Raw genomic sequence first — 17,224 nt, forward strand, 5'->3', positions numbered from 1 at the left:
GTCAGAGAACGAGGCGTCCTTCCGATGCGATGGTGGTCAGGGAATTGCGTTGGCTCTGTACTTCACGTGCCTGTAGCGCTTCCGGCAGCGATGCCTTGTCCCCGGCGCGGCCGATTGCGATACCGGCTTCTATGGAGTAGACGTCGGGAACGGCGAGCGCCTGGCGGATCTTCTCGCGTTCGATGCCGGCAAGGCCGTGTGCATTCCATCCGGAGAGGCTGGCCTGCAGCGCCAGATATGCCCACGCGGCGCCGGTATCGAACGAATGGGTGGGAGCCGGGACTTCAGCCGCTCCGCCGGGCGGCGTGAACGTGCTCTTGGACAGAACGATGACGATGGCCGCTGCCTCGCGAGCCCAGCTTCGATTGAATTCGTTGAGGAAGCCGACGAATTGTTCCCAGTGGGGGGTATCCCGTCTTGCATAAACGAAACGCCAGGGTTGGGAGTTATACGAGGACGGCGCCCAGCGGGCAGCTTCGAGAAGCGTCAGCAGGCTTGCTTCCGAAATCGGGTCGGACGTGAAAGCGCGCGGCGACCAGCGGTTTAGGAATTGCCTGTCGATGGGATGGTCGGCCGTACGTGCGTTCGATGCTGTCATTGACTGCTCCTGAAAAGAAAGAATTCGACGCTCAAGCGTGAAGGCCACGAAAGCCTCTGGCGATGCCGGATCACTTTATTTGCGCGGACAGGATGACTGAACCGATTTATTCTCACATCGTTATTCCGCAAGTGAACACGGACGCACCGCCGCTGCCCGCCGCGCGTTAAAACATCGGGTTTATCATTCCAGCAGATAACCGTATCGGATTTGCTTCGTTGTCGTCGCGCGCGTGCGCCGGTAGATTTGTCTGGCTGCGCCCTTGTGGGCGTCTTTCGAACAGATTCGACAAAGAGTTTCCTGTGACGACTGCCTTTACACCCACCGCCGCCAGCGCTGCTGGCCATGTCAAACAAGCGCAGCCCATCGAAATTCGCGCTTTCGACGGTCCCGCCGGCGCGGAAGTTCTGGGTCTCGATCTCAGCAAGCCGCTGGGTCAGGACGATTTCGCACGTATCCACCGTGCCCATCTGGACCATCACGTGCTGGTGTTTCGCGATCAACGCATCACGCCGGATCAGCAGATTGCCTTCAGTCGCCGCTTCGGCCCGTTGCAGATTCACGTGCTGCATCAATTCCAGTTGCCCGGCTACCCGGAGGTGCTGATCGTCTCGAACATCGTCGAAAACGGCCAGCCGATTGGTCTCGGCGACGCCGGTTACTACTGGCATTCCGATCTGTCGTACAAGGAGAAGCCGAGCCTCGGTTCGATGTTGCATGCGCAGGAACTGCCTTCGGAAGGCGGCGATACGCTGTTCGCCAACATGCACCTCGCGTGGGACACGTTGCCGGCGCACTTGCGCAGCGCGGTGCAAGGGCGCTCGGCGGAACACACGTATCTCGCGAAATACGCGGAATTGCAGAAGCGCAGCCCGTGGCGGCCGAATTTGTCGGCCGAGCAGATCGCAGAGGTGAAACCGGTGGTGCAGCCGATCGTGCGCACGCATCCTGAGACGGGGCGCCGCGCACTTTTCGTCAGCGAGCATTTCACCACCCGAGTGATCGGCTTGCCGGAAGACGAGAGCAAATCGTTACTCGAGGAGATTTTCGCGCATAGCGTGCGGCCCGAGCATCTGTACCGGCATCAATGGGCCGAACACGACATGGTGTTCTGGGACAACCGCTCATTGATGCATCTTGCAGCCGGCACGCCCGATCATCTGCGCCGCAAACTGTATCGCACGACGATTGAAGGCGACGTGCCGTTCTGAGGGCAACGCCGCGGTACGAGGCGGCGCGGGCCGCTGGTTTGCGTCGATCCACGACGCGTCACCCGTCTTACGCGTCGTTCGCGGCCGCCTGCTCCTCGCGCGCATATTGCGTAGGCGGCCGGCCGACGTGCCGCGTGAAGGCGACGCTGAAGGTGCTGGCGGAGCTGTAGCCGACGCGCAGCGCAATCTCGCCGACACGGCCTTCGTTGCGGCGCAGCAGGTCCTTCGCGAGTGCCATGCGCCACGTGAGCAGATATTCCATCGGCGCAACGCCGACTGCGCGGCTGAAGCGCTCGAAAAAGGTCGAGCGCGAGAGCGCGGCCTCCTTCGCGAGCTCGGCAACCGTCCACGCGTGCGTTGGGTGTTCGTGCATTTCGCGGATTGCGGCCGCGAGCCGGCTGTCGGCGAGCCCGCGCACGAGGCCCGGTGACGCGTTCGTTTCTGCCGTGGACCGCAACGCCTCGATGAGTAGCACTTCCAGCAGTCGTGAGAGCACGACTTCGCGCGCGGGCCGCTGCTCGCGTGTTTCCTCTCGCACCAGTTGCACGAGCGTGGCCAGCCGCTGTTCGCCGCGGACGTGTACGAATTGCGGCAGGAGGGACACCAGCAGGGATGCATCCGGTGAACCGAAGCTGCAATGGCCCGCCACCATTCGCAAGTCGATCGGGTTGCCCGGCGCGCCGATTCTGAATTCACCGTTGCCCAGCGCAACGGGCGCCAGCGTCTCGATCCCCGGTGGTGGGGGTTCGAGACTGGACATCGCAACGCCGTAGGCCGCCGGAATCAGGATGAAGTCGCCCGACAGGAGCTCGATCGGCTCGTGTCCATCGATCGCGATATGGCACCCGCCCTCGAGGATCACGCAATAGAACGGCTGGCCGGCATCCGAGCGGCTAATGCGCCAGGGGCTGGCGCCGAGGACGAGTTTGGAGAACCTGGCGCCTGGTTGCAGCAGCGTCACGACTTCGGCTAAGGGATCGATCATCGCCGGACTCCTGCAAATGAAATTCGGATGATTGATTGTAGCGAGTACGGTCTCAGAGATCTATCGTAGGGGCACACCCAAACCACCCCAAGGGATTGCCCATGAAAACCGTACTAATCACCGGCTGCTCTTCCGGATTCGGCCTCGAGATCGCTCGCTACTTCCTGGCCCGCGACTGGCAGGTCGTCGCCACGATGCGTACACCGCGTGCCGACGTGCTGCCGCCTTCGGACCGCCTGCGTGTGCTGGCGCTCGACGTCACCCGTCCGGAGAGCATTCGCGAGGCTGTCGAGGCCGCAGGCCCGATCGACGTCCTCGTCAACAACGCGGGCTTCGGCGCAGCTTCCCCTGCCGAACTCACCCCGATCGCGACGGTACGCGAGCTTTTCGAAACTAACACCATCGGCACGATCGCATTGACGCAAACCGTACTGCCCCAGTTTCGGCAGCGCAGGGCCGGTGTCGTCGTGAATGTCACGTCGAGCGTGACGCTGAAAGCACTGCCTCTGCTCGCCGCGTACCGCGCGAGCAAGGCGGCGGTGAATGCATTCACCGAGTCGATGGCGCTGGAGCTCGAGCAGTTCGGCGTGCGGGCGCACCTGGTGCTGCCGGGCCGTGCGCCCGACACCCGCTTCGGAGAGAACGCGCGCGCCCACATCCACGGCTTCGACCACGAGGCCTATGCCGATCTCGCCAAGAGCGTCGTCGCGAGGATAGGGGATACGTCTGCTCCGATCACCCATGCACAGGATGTCGCCGAAGCCGTGTGGCGCGCGGCGACCGACCCGTCATCGCCGATGCGCATCCCGGCCGGGGCCGACGCCGAAGCCTGGGCGGCTGAGGTTCGCTGACCGGCGGGCGTCGTCGCCCTGAATTTCTGCGCGCTACTGCGCAATACAGTGCAATACACAAGGAGATTGTCATGCAGGACAAACCCGTCGCCCTGGTCACCGGGGCTAATCAGGGAATCGGTCTTCAGATCGCAAAGGATCTCGCGGCACACGGCTTCACGGTGCTGGTTGGGTCGCGTAATTTCGACCGCGGCGAGGCAGCAGCCAGGGACGTAGGGCCGGACGCCCATGCGCTCCAGCTCGACGTGACGGATCAGGCTTCGATCAAAGCCGCGGCGGAGCGCGTTCGTAACGAGTTTGGCCGCCTCGACGTGCTGATGCAAAACGCGGCCATTTCGAATACGAACAAGCTGCCCGGGCAATCCGTCGAGGAGTACGTGAAGACGACTCGCGCGAGCAACGTGTCGCTCGATGAAATGCGCGCAGTGTGGGACACCAACGTGTTCGGCGTTCTCGCCGTCTATCAGGCGATGCTGCCGATCCTGCGCGAGACGCCCGGCGCCCGTATCGTCAACGTGTCGAGCGGCGTTGGGTCGCTAACGGCCAACTCAAACTCGGACTTCCCTTACCGAGCGATCTTTGGTCCCGTCTATCCTGCGTCCAAAACGGCACTCAACGCTTTGACGGTCGCCATGGCAATCGAGCTGGAGCCGGAGGGGATCAAGGTCAACGCTGTCTCCCCGGGCTTCACCAGGACGAACCTCAATGGATATGCGGGCACGCAGACGGTCGAGCAGGGCGCTCGCGAAGCGGTGCGCGTCGCGTTGCTGGGCCCGGACAGCCCCACAGGAACGTTCACGCGCTGGGAGAACGAAACGATCCCGTGGTGACGAGGTGACTAGGCGTACCGCGCTTCGTTGAGGTCGGCGATGAGTGTGGGTCCGGTTGGATGCCAGTCCAGCCGGGCCTGGGTCAGGGCACTGGAGGCCGGCATATCCACGTCGGCGAACATGGCCATCCATCCAAAATGCGATGCCGCTTCATCCGGATTGATCGAAACGACGGGCAAGTTCAGACCCCGGCCAAGCGCCTCGGCGATGTCGCGGCAACTGATGCCTTCTTCGCCGACCGCATGATACCGAGCCCCCTGTTCGCCCTTTTCTACGGCGAGCCGATAGAGCAGCGCCACGTCGGAGACATGGCCAGCCGGCCAACGGTTGTGGCCTTCGCCCACGAAGGCGCAGACGCCTTTCTCCCGGGCAATAGCAATGAGCGGCGTGATGAGACCCTGCTTGAACGGGTTGTGAACCTGAGGCAGACGTACCACCGACACGTTGACACCGGCCTCGAGTAGCGCATTCCCAGCCAGCTCGGAGGCAATCCGCGGATGGGGACGACTGGTATTGAAGACATCTTCGGTCGCCGTTTGGCCGGGCTCAGCGGCACCAAAGGCGGTCCCGGAGGTGATGATCAGAGGGCGGTTGGAGCCAGCGAGCGCGGAACCGAGTGCCGCGATCGCACGCTTGTCCTTTTCGCAGTTCTCCACGAATCTTGAGAAGTCGTGATCGAATGCCGTGTGGATAACGGCATCGGCTTGTGCGGCACCGCTGCGCAGGCTCTCCGGGTCCTCCAGGGTCCCGCGATGCACCTGCGCCCCTGCATTGATAAGCGCTTGAGCGCCGGCGTCCGAACGCGTCATGCCGATCACCTGATGACCCGCCTTGATGAGTTCGGGCACGATGGTCGCGCCGATGAAGCCTGTCGCACCGGTCAGAAAGATACGCATAGTGAAACCTCCTTGGTTGTGAAGGCTACTATCCGGCCGTTTCTTGTTCGGTTGAAGTAGTGACGTCATCCTATTAAAAGGACTAACAGGATCCCGATATCCGCCGGCCATGAACAGTACTTCGGCATCAATCGCCAGATCGCTGGTTGGTACTGACACTCATTGATTTTGCCGGTGGATATATGCGAGATTGACTTTCAGGCCCCTGCCGGCTCATTGGGCTGTCCACCTTGCGGCTGCCGCCTCGTGCGGGAGCGCTTTGGTGCCGATTCCTTCAAGCAAGAGGATTTATGTCCACTCAGAAAGCAGCCGAAATAGCGGCGCGGTTAGACCGTTTGCCACCATCGCGCACGATCTGGACGATGGTGATCCTGATCTCGCTGGGCGGTGTGTTTGAGTTCTATGACCTCTTTTTTACGGGTTACGTTGCGCCGGGCATGACCGAGTCCGGGCTTTTCAAGCCCGAATCGCTGGGGTTTCTCGCGTACCTTCAACCTCTGGCCGTCTCCGGCTTCGGCACCTTTGTTTTCGCGACGTTCGCCGGTCTGTGGGTCGGCACGCTGGTGTTCGGCTTTGTGGCGGACCGGTTTGGCCGCCGGCTGATCTTCACCTGGTCGCTGATCTGGTACATGGTGTGCACGATCATCATGGCGTTCCAGTCTTCCGGCTTGGGCCTCGATATCTGGCGCTTCATTGCCGGAATGGGTATCGGGGTCGAACTGGTGACGATCGATACTTACATTTCTGAACTGATTTCAAGTGAGCAGCGAGGGCGTGCCTACGCCGTCAATCAGTTCATTACGTTCTCCGTTGTACCGGTGGTGGCGTTCCTTGCCTTTGCGTTGAAAGGCACTCAGCCACTCGGGCTCGACTACTGGCGGGTGGTGATCCTGATTGGCTCCGTGGGCGCAATCGTGGTCTGGATCCTGCGGCGCCACATTCCGGAAAGCCCGCGGTGGCTGGCGCGTCATGGAAGGATCGACGAAGCCGAGCGTATCGTTGCGGATATCGAGCGCCGCGTCGTCGCGGAGAAGGGCATTCAACTGGCCGCACCACGGGCTGTCGCGCCGGAGAGCGGAGGGGCGGGCACATTGGGCGAAATCTTTACGTCCCAGTATCGCCGCCGCACGATCATCCTGTCGATTTTCAACATGGCCCAGGTGATCGGCTTCTACGGGTTCGCGGCGTGGGTGCCGACGCTGTTGATTCACCGCGGTATTCACGTGACTGCCAGCCTCGGCTACGCATTCATCATTGCTATTGCCAACCCCTTCGGCCCGCTGCTCGGCACGTGGTTTGCAGACAGGGTGGAGCGCAAGGTTCAGATCATCGGCGGTCTTGTCATCATGGCGGTCGTGATCGCGGTGTTCTCGCAAGCCTCTGAGCCGTGGCTGCTGATCGCCCTCGGCGTTCTATTCACGCTCTCGGCAAACATTATGTCCTACGCCTATCACGGCTACCAGGCGGAGCTATACCCAACGCGTGTTCGTGCCCGGGCAATCGGATTCGTGTACTCGTGGAGCCGGATTTCCGCTGCTTTCGCCGGCCTTGCGATCGGGATTCTGCTGCACGGCTATGGCGTACCCGGCGTTGCGGTCTTTATCGGTATTTCGATGATCGTCGCCATCTGCATGATTCTGCTCGGACCGCCCACTCGAGGCCTGGCTCTGGAAGCGATCAGCCACTGAGTGTCAATGACCTTCCTTCCATGATCGGCATCCCTGCGCCGCCGCGCGGCGCAGGCGATTGTCGGGCGCGACGGGATCGATCAGCGCTCACGCATGCGGAGTAGATCGTCTGGCGGCGCCCGACAAAGGGTTTGTCTCTACACATATCGGCGCCCCCCATGTCGATAAACAGGTCGGGTGGCCGTGTTCAGGCAACGACTCGCCAGTCCCCGGATCGCGGTATCGCGGCCATCGCGGGACCTGGGGCGAACCCTCGATAGCGATGTGGAGCGTGCATGCACCGACTCAGTTTCACGCAAAAGCTCTGGCTGCCTCTGGTCGTCAGTCTGGTGGCACTACTCGTCGTGTCCGTGTCGGCGGCATGGTTGTCCCGGCAGACTCGCATTGATGAGCGCAAGAACGATCTGGTGAACGTCGCCCATGTCGGGCTCAGCATTGTGAAGGAATACGCGGCACTTTCACAAAGCGGCGCGCTCACCGAAGCGGATGCCCGCCAACAGGCACTCGAGCGGCTGCGCAATATCCGTTATGGGGAAGACGGCTATTTTCTCGTGATCGATTCCAAACCGCGAATGATCATGCATGCGGTCAAACCCGCACTAGATGGCAAAGACCTCGCTGGAACTGCCGATGCCGATGGGCGGCACCACTACGTCACGTTCGCTTCGGTCGCGCAGGCGCCGGATGGCGGCTTCGTCGATTATGTGTTCCCGCATCCCCACGACCCGGCCACCGCCGCGGTCGGCAAGATTGGCTATGTCGTGCGATATGCGCCGTGGGACTGGATTATTGCTACAGGCGCCTATGTGGACGATATCGACGCGGCTTTCAAAGAGTCGCTCTACATTGTTGGCGGGATATTTGCCGGACTTGCAGTGTTGCTGTCCACTCTCGTTTCATTCACTAATCGAAGCATTCAGCGCACGATCGGCGGCGATCCGGCCTATGCCGCCCAGGTGGCCGGGGAGATCACATTGGGTAACCTCGCCATCGCCATCGAAACCCGCAAGACCGACGATTCAAGTCTGCTGCACGCCATGCAACGCATGCGCGACGGACTCGCCGGCACGATCGGGCAGATCAAGGATACCGCCAGCAAGGTAGCGACGGGTGCGCGCGAGATCGCTGCGGGAAACGCCGATCTATCCGCGCGCACAGAGAATCAGGCGGCCTCGCTCGAGGAAACCGCTGCGAGCATGGAGCAGATGACCGCCATGGTCAGACAGACGGCTGAGAACGCTCAAACGGCAAGTGAACTGACTGCGAATGCGGAACAGATCGTGAATCGCGGTGGCGCGACGGCAGCGCAAGCTGCGTCGACGATGCAAGAGGTGTCGAGCGAATCTCACAAGATGGTGGAGATCATTTCAGTGATCGAAAGTATTGCATTTCAGACTAATATCCTCGCGCTGAACGCTGCGGTAGAAGCTGCGCGAGCAGGGGACGAAGGGCGCGGCTTCGCCGTTGTGGCCGGTGAAGTGCGTACGCTGGCGCAGCGCAGTGCGGGAGCGGCAAAAGAGATCCGGGTTCTGATCAATCGCGCGGTTGGAAAGGTGCAGAACGGCGTTGAACTTGTCGATAAAACCGGCGTGACGATCGAGGCTGCACGAGATGCCATTACGAGAGTGTTGGGGGTGGTGCGCGAGATCACAGCGGCCACCGCTGAGCAGAGCGCCGGCATTAATCAGGTCAACGTTGCTGTTACGCAGATGGATGGCATGACACAACAAAACGCAGCGCTCGTCGAGCAGGCGGCGGCAGCGGCGCAGTCGTTGACTGAGCTGGCGCAACTGCTTCAAGTCTCGACGGGTAAGTTCCAATTACAGGAAGGGGGGAGCCGGGAATATCAGCCGACGGCGATCAGTCCAGCGAAGGGGGCGACATCGCGCGAGTTGGCTACAGCGCAGTGAACGCAGGGCACGCCGGAAGTCGCGCCGCATTCGGGTTCAGGCTCGGGCTAACACTGCTTCAATGCGTGACTTGCTGGTCGCGGCCGAATAGGCCAATAAGCGCCAATAAGCGGCTTGATGCGTTCAGTCACGCTTCTCCATGTTCATCTTCCCCAATCAGCACGCTTGTAGAAGACGCAAACATGTAGCGTGGCACATCCAGGTTTTGCGGTGCCGGTTTGTCCTTGAACACGCGGCCGGCGAGATCGTACGTAGAACCGTGACAGGGGCACAGAAAGCCACCTGGCCAGTTGTCGGGAAGGTTAGCCTGTGGACCTTCCTGAAAACGCGGTCGAGGTGTGCAGCCGAGATGCGTACAGACACCTACGACGACGAGAATGTTCTTATGATCCGTGCGGGACCGGTACTCATTCTTGCAGTAGGGCGGCAGTGGAATCGAAAAGGGGTGTTTGGTGGTGGGATCGGCCACCATGGGGTCCGCGGTCACGACGTCTGCCAGCATTTTCTCCGTCCGATTGACCACAAACACCGGTATGCCGCGCCACGCAATGGTCATCATGTCCCCGGGTTGCAGCTTGCTGATGTCCGCTGCAACAGGTGCGCCGGCCGCCTTGGTCTTTGCGGACGGAGCGAATGAATCGATAAACGGCACGAGGGTGGCAACGCCTGCAACGCTTCCTGCAAGCGAGGTTGCTATCAGCCACCTACGGCGGCCATCGTCCATGCGATCCCGCGCGATTTGCGTCATCTCGTACTCCATGCATTCGCGAGTCCCTATGCGTTTGAGTTCGAATCTGCGAACTCGTTCTTGACCCTGACGGGAATGTTCATGAAGTCTGGCCGTGCGGCCAATCCATAGCACTCGGCAACAAGACGTGTGGATGCGCTGCGTTCACGCACACTACCGGATCCGCGCTGCGAGACGGACTGAAGACATCGAGTCAGTATGCGAATTCGCGTGATGCAGGAAAGGGGGATGGAGCAGGGATGGCAATGCAGCAGGTTGTGCGATTCTGTCCGGCGCTATTTGCCATCATCGCGCTGCGGCCATTCGAAGCTGTCGCCGTGTAAACGTGTGCGTCGCCCGTTATGGTACCCGTCAGTGTCCGGGAGCGAAGGGTAGGAAGACCATACTCGGGTCGGCGATGAGGGCACGTAGGTAACGTGCGCAAGCTCACCGCGTTGCGCCGGCATGCCGTTAGCAGGGATGGTTGAGCCCGCATCCAGCGGGTGCACCATCGCAACGTCGACACAGCCTTCCGGACAGGCGTACAAGGTACTGCTTGCAATCGATGTAGCCAGAACCGTGAGCCAGGCGATCAGACCGTGTTTCATCCCTTTTGTCCTGTGCTGCCACTATCCCATGCAGCGCCAACCATTGCGTGAACCACGACCTGTCCAGGGCCGGCGCGCAAAGCCCATCTGGAACCCCTGTTCTGAAGTGGTCAAACGCGGCTGCAGGGGCGGGCGCGTGTGCCGCGGTGCACGAAATCTTTCATTTGAAAGTCTTTTGCGATTCGCGCGATCTCCACTTATATTAGGTCATGAAGTGACATTCTTCCAATGCTGAACGCGACGCCAGAGAAAGCAGGCTATGGGCACCAGAAATCGCTCCAAAGATGCCAGGTTGACCAAGCAGGAGTTGGAGGAACTGTCTGAGTTTCGCTATCAACTGCGCCGCTTCCTCCATTTCTCCGAGACGATTGTGCATGCGGAGGGAATCACGCCTCTGCAATACATGTTGCTGCTGCACGTGAAGGGTTTCCCGGGCCGGGACTGGGCCACGGTCGGCGAACTGGCCGAACGTCTGCAGGCGTCGCCACACGGAACTGTTGCGCTCGTGTCCCGATGCGAGGCGGCGGAGCTTGTCACACGAAAACCCAGTGCGCACGACCGTCGCCAGGTGGAAGTGCATCTGCTCGCCAAGGGCGAACGTTGCCTCGCGAAGCTGGCGGTCTTGCACAAGTCGGAGGTTCAGTCATTTGGCTGGGCGTTCCGCAATAGCGCGGACTCCGTATGAACATGCCAGAGTGCCCCAGTTCGGGATGAGTATTGACGCCAGTCCTTTGAGCATTGCAAGCGTGTGTTGACGAAGCTCAATGGCAACAAGGTTCCGCGGGTTATGGTGCTCGCTTTCATCTGCAGCAATCTCGTGATCTACCACACCGGTTTCAAGACAAATTCGTTCCTTTTTTCGCTGGTCGCGATCGGTTTCGTGGCCTACGCTATCTACTACCACCTCATTGCCCGCAAGCCAGCCTGTCAGTTCAGGTGGCGGCAGATTGCGTGGCTGCTGCCGTCGTTTGGCGGTGCAGGGGGCCTATCGTCGCTCGGTAATATTGGCGGCGGGCGCAACGTGCGATGCGTTTCCCAGGCGAAGCCTTGAAGCCGGCTGAGCCGGAGAAAGTGGTCGAGGAGTTGAAACTGTGAATGACAGTGGCCGACCAGTAGTCCCTCTGAGGACACCAAACAATGACGGGTGATTCCCAACGGCCAGATAAGGCTGCAGACGGGCCACGCCATGTAAAGGTTGCTCCGCTGCAACCGCGTGCGGTCGTCCACCCGGATGACGATTCCGTGGTCCCGATCGCCATGTACTGGTTGTGCTTTCTCGCGTTCGTCGTGGGAATCGTCACGGGATTAGGGGCCGTGGTCTTCCGGGGTTTGATCGGATTCGTACACAACGCGTTCTTTCTCGGTCAGTTTTCGTTTCTATACGATGCCAGCCACTTCACGCCGGCCGCGCCGTGGGGTGTTTGGGTGATTCTCGTGCCCGTCGTTGGAGGTCGCGCGGTCACCTGGATCGTGAGCACCTTCGCTCCGGAAGCCAAGGGGGCACGGCGTACCGGAGGTCATGGATGCGATCTATTACAAACGCGGCGTGATCCGGCCGGTTGTGGCGGTCGTGAAGTCGATTGCGTCGGCGCTGGCGATTGGTTCCGGTGCCGCAGTGGGGCGCGAGGGGCCGATCATCCAGATCGGCTCTGCGCTTGGCTCGACGCTCGGTCAGATCGTGCAGATGACTGCCGGACAACGCATCACGCTCGTGGCCGCTGGGGCAGGTGCAGGCATCGCGGCGACCTTCAACACGCCGATTGGCGGCGTGCTCTTCGCCACTGAACTGATGATGCCAGAGATCAGTGTCAACACCTTCCTGCCGGTAGCGATCGCCACCGGCACCGCGACCTTTATTGGCCGGCTCTTCTTTGGCGCAGCGCCAGCCTTCTTTGTCCCCGCACAGTTGGGCGCGATTCCAAACCAGCCGGGCAGTGCGTTGACGCTGATTCTGTATGCGCTGCTAGGCGTCGTGGCGGGTGCGGCTACCGCCCTGCTGATCCGTGCGCTGCATTGGTCCGAAGATGCGTTCGACCGTATACCGGGCCGCTACCAGCGCCACACGGTCGGGATGCTGATTGTCGGGTTGACCATGTATCTGCTGTTTCGCTATGCAGGGCATTATTACGTCGAAGGCGTCGGCTACTCGACCATTCAGGCCACGCTCTATGGCCAGTTGCAGGGTGGGGCATTCCTGCTGATGCTGGCGTTGTGCAAGACATTGGCAACGTCGGTCAGTCTGGGGTCGGGTTCGTCGGGCGGGGTATTCTCGCCGTCGCTCTTCATCGGTGCGACGCTTGGCGCGGCGTTTGCGTCATTGGTTGCCATAACGCTGCCTGGGGCTCCGGTCAGCGCGCCGGCGTTTGCGATGGTCGGCATGGGCGCGATGGTCGGCGGCGGCACGGGCGCCGCGATGACTGCGGTCGCGATGATCTTTGAGATGACGCGGGACTACGACATCGTGCTGCCGATGATCATCGCAGTGGCGTTCAGCCTCGGCGCACGCCGCTTGCTGTCGCCCGAAAGCATCTATACGCTCAAGCTCGTGCGGCGCGGTCATCAGATCCCCAATGCGCTTCACGCGAACATGTTTCTTGTGCAGAGCGCGGCACAGGTGATGGAGACGGACGTTTTCGTGCTCGATGCGCAAGTACCTTTTCGCGATCTGCTTCCGCACTCGGAAGGCCCCGCTTTCCGGCACGTTGTGGTCACGAAGCAGCATGAGATCTACGGCGTACTGCGCATCAACACGGGTTTGCGTCGTGCGGTGAGTCAGAGCGACTCGGAGATTACGCTTGGGGCACTCGCGCAGCGCAATTTTATTGTCGTGCAGGAGAACGATGTCGCGTTTGGTGTCATCACCCGACTCCGCAAGCAGCATGCAGTGATGGCGGTTGTCGTGGGGCAACATGAAGGACGAGGCCCGGCGCGCGTGCTCGGCGTGATTGCGAAAGAACACATTGCGGATGCCGTGGCGAGCAGCATCACGATATTTCCGGGGTAGGGCGCCGGGCGCAATCCTCGGTAGTGGAGCGTCAAGTGAGACTGGCACATGGGCTGGATGCAGCCTGTAAACGCATCGGCAAAGCTCTTCATCTCGATGCCCTGAAAGGCTCGTCGACCAGAACAGAGGCGGACCCTGAATGGGTGATCGTTTACCGGACGGCGCAGGGGTTCTGCTGCGTCTATCAAGGGGTGGCGATCGATTTTGGCGAGATGCTCGACGTCCAGATCTGGGCGGAAGAGATGGACGTGCAGACTTATTTCATTGGCCTCTGAAGCGATCCTGCGCGGAGGTACACAGGGGCGGCAGCATTCGCGGGCCCCTTCCTGAAGAGCCGATTCGGGAGACAAGATTTTCGCTCTCCCGTTGACGCGATCAGCGATAAACCCGGTCAGCTATTCCTGTAGATCAATCAGTACGGCGCGTCGCCGATGATTGCGGTGCGCTCCATCTTGCGATGGCACGGCGCGTAATCCATCACTGCATAGTGCTGGGTTGAACGGTTGTCCCAGAACGCAACGCTGTTTTTCTTCCAGCGAAAACGCACCTGGTATTCGGGAATATTGGCTTGGCTGGTGAGGTAGTTAAGCAACTGACTGGCGCCCGGCGACTTGTCCAGCCCGAAGCGCACGTTGGCCGGTGTATTGAAGTTGGTGAAGTGTGTCGTAAAACTTCCACTGACAAACAACACCTTCTCTCCGGTTTCGGGGTGGGTGCGCACAACCGGGTGTTCGGCGTCCGGGTACTGAGCCTTTAGTGCAAGACGCTTCTCGATCGGCATCACGGCGCCGAAGCTCGCCTCGATGCTGTGGCGCGCGCGCAATGAGGCGATTTTCGTCTTGATATCCTCGGGCAGTTGCCTGTAAGCCTCGACCATGTTGACCCACATCGTGTCGCCGCCCACAGGCGGGCATTCGACACAGCGCAGGACGCAGCCTAATGGCGGCTTTTCGCGCCAGGTCGCATCGGTATGCCAGGAATTCTCGTTGCGTTCGAGAGGACTCTCCGGGGTCTTGTAGATCTGAACCAGTCCCGGGCAATCGGGATCGCTGCCTAGCACTGGATGGTCCTCCAACTCGCCGAAACGGCGCGCAAAGGCCACGTGCTGCGCGCGCGTGATGTCCTGGTCGCGGAAGAACACCACGCGATGCTTCAGGAGCAGCGCCCGGATCTCGGCCATCAGCAGGTCGTCCTCAGCAGCCGCACCCAGGTTGACGTTGCTGAGCTCGGCGCCAATCGTGCAAGTGAGTGGCTCGACCGTGATCGAATTGCCCAGAGAGGTTGCGCGGACCACGGCGGGTGCTGTTTTGAGGCGTTGAGTCATGAAGGTTGTTTCCTGTTGTTGACCAGGTCGATCGATGCTTGTGAGTGTGGGCGTGGCGTTTTTGCCCGCGTCTTGTATGGGCAGCGTGCGTGAGATGGCCAATAGGGCTTATCGGCGACGATCTCTTCTCAATCCATGGCCGCGTAACCACGATGCGATCGTCGATTCATGCGCGCTTTCGCCCGGTTGGATCGACGGCGACTATTTGTAGGACGTGTTCATTACGCCGCAGATGCAAGTAAGTGGCACGTCGTGGGTGTGGGGTTCCGCGCGAAACTCATCGTGGGTCGCTTCGCATCAGGTGGGAAGACGCACCACGATCCGTCGTCGTGTCGAAAGAAAATGATCGCGATTGGGCCAGCCGGTTGGGTGGTCTCCACGCACACAGAACGCCACGGCATCTGTCGTGACTGGCTGAACCGCGTAACTCGGGCACTACCCATCAAATTGTGTCCCAGCCACTTTGCGACCAGGACGCTCAACGACCTTTCCCGGGTACTCATTTGCTCCTCCAACCATTCAAACGTCTGACACGAATCGCGCCGTACTACTTGCTCCGGGCGGCGATCGATCACGCCGCTCAACCACTGACCACAACTCCGCCTGGCTTATGCGTTTGCGTGGTGATCTTGGGTTAGGACAATGATTGAAGCATAGCGCCGATATGTATTTATGTCGACATTATTTATTTATCGTGACTCGGCAAGCGATTGTCGTTCGCTACGTCTTGCCTTAAAAATAGGGTTTGATGCAGGTCAACCGGCGCTGGCTGGCTCTGCCGCTCGTTCACCATTCTGTCTATCCCCCTTGCTTTGGTTTTGACGCGGTCTCGGTCGAGCCTTAGTGCTACCGTGTCAAATATTCCGGGGGGGACTGCTTCGATGGATTGCGCAAGCGTTGCGTGAGCCGTAGTCCGAGCAAGATGCGCAACCTGGCGATGGAGTCAGGAACATGGCGCGGTGCGCGCTGGATTGCCGCTTGCGATGTAATCTGCTGGCGGCGCGCGTTCAACGAAATTTTTTATCGCCGCGGCCCGATCTCATCCTGAGTCTCTGGGCGAGGTTTTGTCGCGAAAAGGAGGGCAGAGGAATTGCGATCGCTATGCAAAGCACGGCTTATGTTGCCAGGTCGTGGAATTGATCGTACCGTTTCATCTGGAGCGAAGTTTCGTTAAATTGATAAGGCATCCATATTTATGTGAAGCATTTCGATAGCCTTATCTATTTACACCGCGACCTCGCGCGCTGCGCAGATAACGCACGCCAATCAACAGGACGACGGTGGCCGCGATACTGGCGAGTGGCAATAGTTGCAGGGCAGATGCCAGCCCCAGTCGGTCTGCCAATGCGCCCGTCACAACGGAACCCGGCGCCAGCCCAAGAATGTTGAAGGCCAAAGCGAGCGTTGCCATGGCTGTGCTGTGAATGGCCTTGGGCGTCAGATTTGCAACCATCGTACCGCTCGGACCCATAATGCTGGCGCTAAAGAACATCGCCAATGCGATGAGAGCGAGTTGCGCTGAACCGGCCGGAAACTGAAATGCCGCGACCAGCAATGCGCCGCAGACCAGGTTATAGGTGATCATCAGGAGCATTTTCCGGCGTGGGGAACCACGGTCAAGGCGATCGGACAGTGCGCCGCATAGGGGCATTCCACATGCGCCACAAAGGACAAAGACGGCGGCGACGCCACCCGCCCTGCTCAGGGGCATGCCATAGACCCGGTTCAGGAAACTCGGCAGCCAGGCAAGCAGGCCACCGTTGATGAATAGCTGCAGCCCGCTGCCGATGTAGACGCAGATCAACACCGGGGAGGAGAACAGATCTCTCAACACATGCCTGACGCGGACCGTAGCCAGCGATTCAGTTTGCCTGATGCCGGTCGATTGACCTTTCTCCCCTTCGATTCGCGCCGGACTGGCGACCATCATATAGAGCAGGGTTAGCGCGATACCAAACTGGACTGAGCCCTATGGGAACCATCGGCACCATGAAGGCCAAGCATATCGCGATGTCCCAGAAAGAGCGTCAAGCCGTGCAATCCAAACAAGGCCGTGTGGTGTTTGGCGTCGACATGAAAATCGTTGACGCTGACGGCATGGCGTTGCCCTGGGACGGCGCGACTTCCGGTGACTTGCTGGTGCGTGGGCCATCGGTGGTGTGCGACTATTTCCGGAACGAAGGGGATAGCCCACTGCAGTTCGATGACGAAGGACAAGTATGGTTTCCGACCGGCGATGTTGCGACCATCGATGCCCATGGTTTCATGCAAATCACAGATCGCAGCAAGGACGTCATCAAGTCTGGGGGCGAGTGGATTGGCTCCATCGACCTTGAGAATATCGAGATGGCGCACCCGGCAGTCTCTCAGGCAGCATGCATTGCCGCGAAACACGCGAAGTGGGACGAGCGTCCATTGCTGATCGTCGTCAGGAAACGGCAAGCGGATTTAACGCGGGAAGAACTGCTCGCCTTTTATGACGGCAAGATCGCGAAATGGTGGACGCCTGATGATGTGATCTTTGTTGACGCGATCCCGTTGGGTGCTACGGGCAAGATCCAGAAAAACCGTCTGCGGGAGCAGTTTGGCGAT

General features: G+C 60.3%; 15 protein-coding genes and 1 pseudogene. 10 read left to right on the plus strand and 6 right to left on the minus strand.

All coding sequences use genetic code 11. The features are described 5' to 3' along the window. Position 1: 1 nt before the first annotated feature. Positions 2–598 carry a nitroreductase family protein gene (locus PQQ96_RS34020; protein ID WP_408300676.1) on the minus strand — a complete coding sequence of 199 codons (597 nt, stop codon included), beginning with the start codon at positions 596–598 and terminating at the stop codon, positions 2–4. 302 nt (positions 599–900) lie between these two features. On the opposite strand from PQQ96_RS34020, the gene PQQ96_RS34025 reads away from it, so the two are divergent. Further along, on the plus strand, positions 901–1,809 hold the full coding sequence (locus tag PQQ96_RS34025) for a TauD/TfdA dioxygenase family protein (RefSeq protein WP_408300649.1): 909 nt from the start codon (positions 901–903) through the stop codon (positions 1,807–1,809). 67 nt (positions 1,810–1,876) lie between these two features. Here the strand turns inward: PQQ96_RS34025 and PQQ96_RS34030 are convergent, their stop codons facing one another. Continuing rightward, positions 1,877–2,794, minus strand: coding sequence for an AraC family transcriptional regulator (locus tag PQQ96_RS34030; protein WP_408300651.1), 918 nt, complete (start codon positions 2,792–2,794; stop codon positions 1,877–1,879). A 101-nt stretch (positions 2,795–2,895) separates the two neighbouring features. On the opposite strand from PQQ96_RS34030, the gene PQQ96_RS34035 reads away from it, so the two are divergent. Then, complete coding sequence (locus PQQ96_RS34035; protein WP_408300653.1) at positions 2,896–3,645, plus strand: SDR family oxidoreductase; 750 nt, start codon at positions 2,896–2,898, stop codon at positions 3,643–3,645. Between the two features lie 71 nt (positions 3,646–3,716). Then, positions 3,717–4,475 (plus strand): SDR family oxidoreductase, encoded by a 759-nt coding sequence (locus PQQ96_RS34040; protein WP_408300655.1) that lies wholly within the window; start codon positions 3,717–3,719, stop codon positions 4,473–4,475. Between the two features lie 8 nt (positions 4,476–4,483). Here PQQ96_RS34040 and PQQ96_RS34045 read toward each other — a convergent pair whose 3' ends face one another. Further along, complete coding sequence (locus PQQ96_RS34045; protein WP_408300657.1) at positions 4,484–5,371, minus strand: SDR family oxidoreductase; 888 nt, start codon at positions 5,369–5,371, stop codon at positions 4,484–4,486. A 290-nt stretch (positions 5,372–5,661) separates the two neighbouring features. On the opposite strand from PQQ96_RS34045, the gene PQQ96_RS34050 reads away from it, so the two are divergent. Beyond that, positions 5,662–7,059 (plus strand): MFS transporter, encoded by a 1,398-nt coding sequence (locus PQQ96_RS34050; RefSeq protein ID WP_408300659.1) that lies wholly within the window; start codon positions 5,662–5,664, stop codon positions 7,057–7,059. Positions 7,060–7,334: 275 nt separating this feature from the next. Then, positions 7,335–8,969 (plus strand): methyl-accepting chemotaxis protein, encoded by a 1,635-nt coding sequence (locus tag PQQ96_RS34055; RefSeq protein WP_408300661.1) that lies wholly within the window; start codon positions 7,335–7,337, stop codon positions 8,967–8,969. A gap of 127 nt (positions 8,970–9,096) precedes the next feature. On the opposite strand, the gene petA is transcribed toward PQQ96_RS34055, so the two are convergent. After that, positions 9,097–9,717, minus strand: a complete 621-nt coding sequence (petA, locus tag PQQ96_RS34060; protein WP_408300663.1) for a ubiquinol-cytochrome c reductase iron-sulfur subunit — start codon at positions 9,715–9,717, stop codon at positions 9,097–9,099. A gap of 846 nt (positions 9,718–10,563) precedes the next feature. Here petA and PQQ96_RS34065 point away from each other — a divergent pair. The 4 genes from PQQ96_RS34065 (at position 10,564) to PQQ96_RS34080 (ending at position 13,583) form a co-directional block, all read left to right on the plus strand. Further along, the gene (locus PQQ96_RS34065; RefSeq protein ID WP_408300665.1) at positions 10,564–10,989 is read left to right on the plus strand and encodes a MarR family winged helix-turn-helix transcriptional regulator; all 426 of its coding nucleotides are present in this window, start codon (positions 10,564–10,566) and stop codon (positions 10,987–10,989) included. 66 nt (positions 10,990–11,055) lie between these two features. Continuing rightward, complete coding sequence (locus PQQ96_RS34070) at positions 11,056–11,355, plus strand: hypothetical protein (RefSeq protein ID WP_408300667.1); 300 nt, start codon at positions 11,056–11,058, stop codon at positions 11,353–11,355. 468 nt (positions 11,356–11,823) lie between these two features. Continuing rightward, complete coding sequence (locus PQQ96_RS34075) at positions 11,824–13,308, plus strand: chloride channel protein (protein ID WP_408300669.1); 1,485 nt, start codon at positions 11,824–11,826, stop codon at positions 13,306–13,308. 35 nt (positions 13,309–13,343) lie between these two features. Next, entirely contained in the window at positions 13,344–13,583 is a 240-nt protein-coding gene (locus tag PQQ96_RS34080; RefSeq protein WP_408300671.1) for a hypothetical protein, read from the plus strand. A gap of 137 nt (positions 13,584–13,720) precedes the next feature. On the opposite strand, the gene PQQ96_RS34085 is transcribed toward PQQ96_RS34080, so the two are convergent. Then, complete coding sequence (locus tag PQQ96_RS34085; protein ID WP_408300678.1) at positions 13,721–14,572, minus strand: TauD/TfdA dioxygenase family protein; 852 nt, start codon at positions 14,570–14,572, stop codon at positions 13,721–13,723. 1,276 nt (positions 14,573–15,848) lie between these two features. Beyond that, positions 15,849–16,562, minus strand: a complete 714-nt coding sequence (locus PQQ96_RS34090) for an MFS transporter (RefSeq protein WP_408300672.1) — start codon at positions 16,560–16,562, stop codon at positions 15,849–15,851. 26 nt (positions 16,563–16,588) lie between these two features. On the opposite strand from PQQ96_RS34090, the pseudogene PQQ96_RS34095 reads away from it, so the two are divergent. Then, positions 16,589–17,224, plus strand: a pseudogene (locus PQQ96_RS34095) (AMP-binding enzyme); the annotation flags it as partial.

Origin of the sequence: Paraburkholderia sediminicola (assembly GCF_046027825.1) — a bacterium.
Classification (GTDB): Bacteria; Pseudomonadota; Gammaproteobacteria; order Burkholderiales; family Burkholderiaceae; genus Paraburkholderia; species Paraburkholderia sediminicola_D.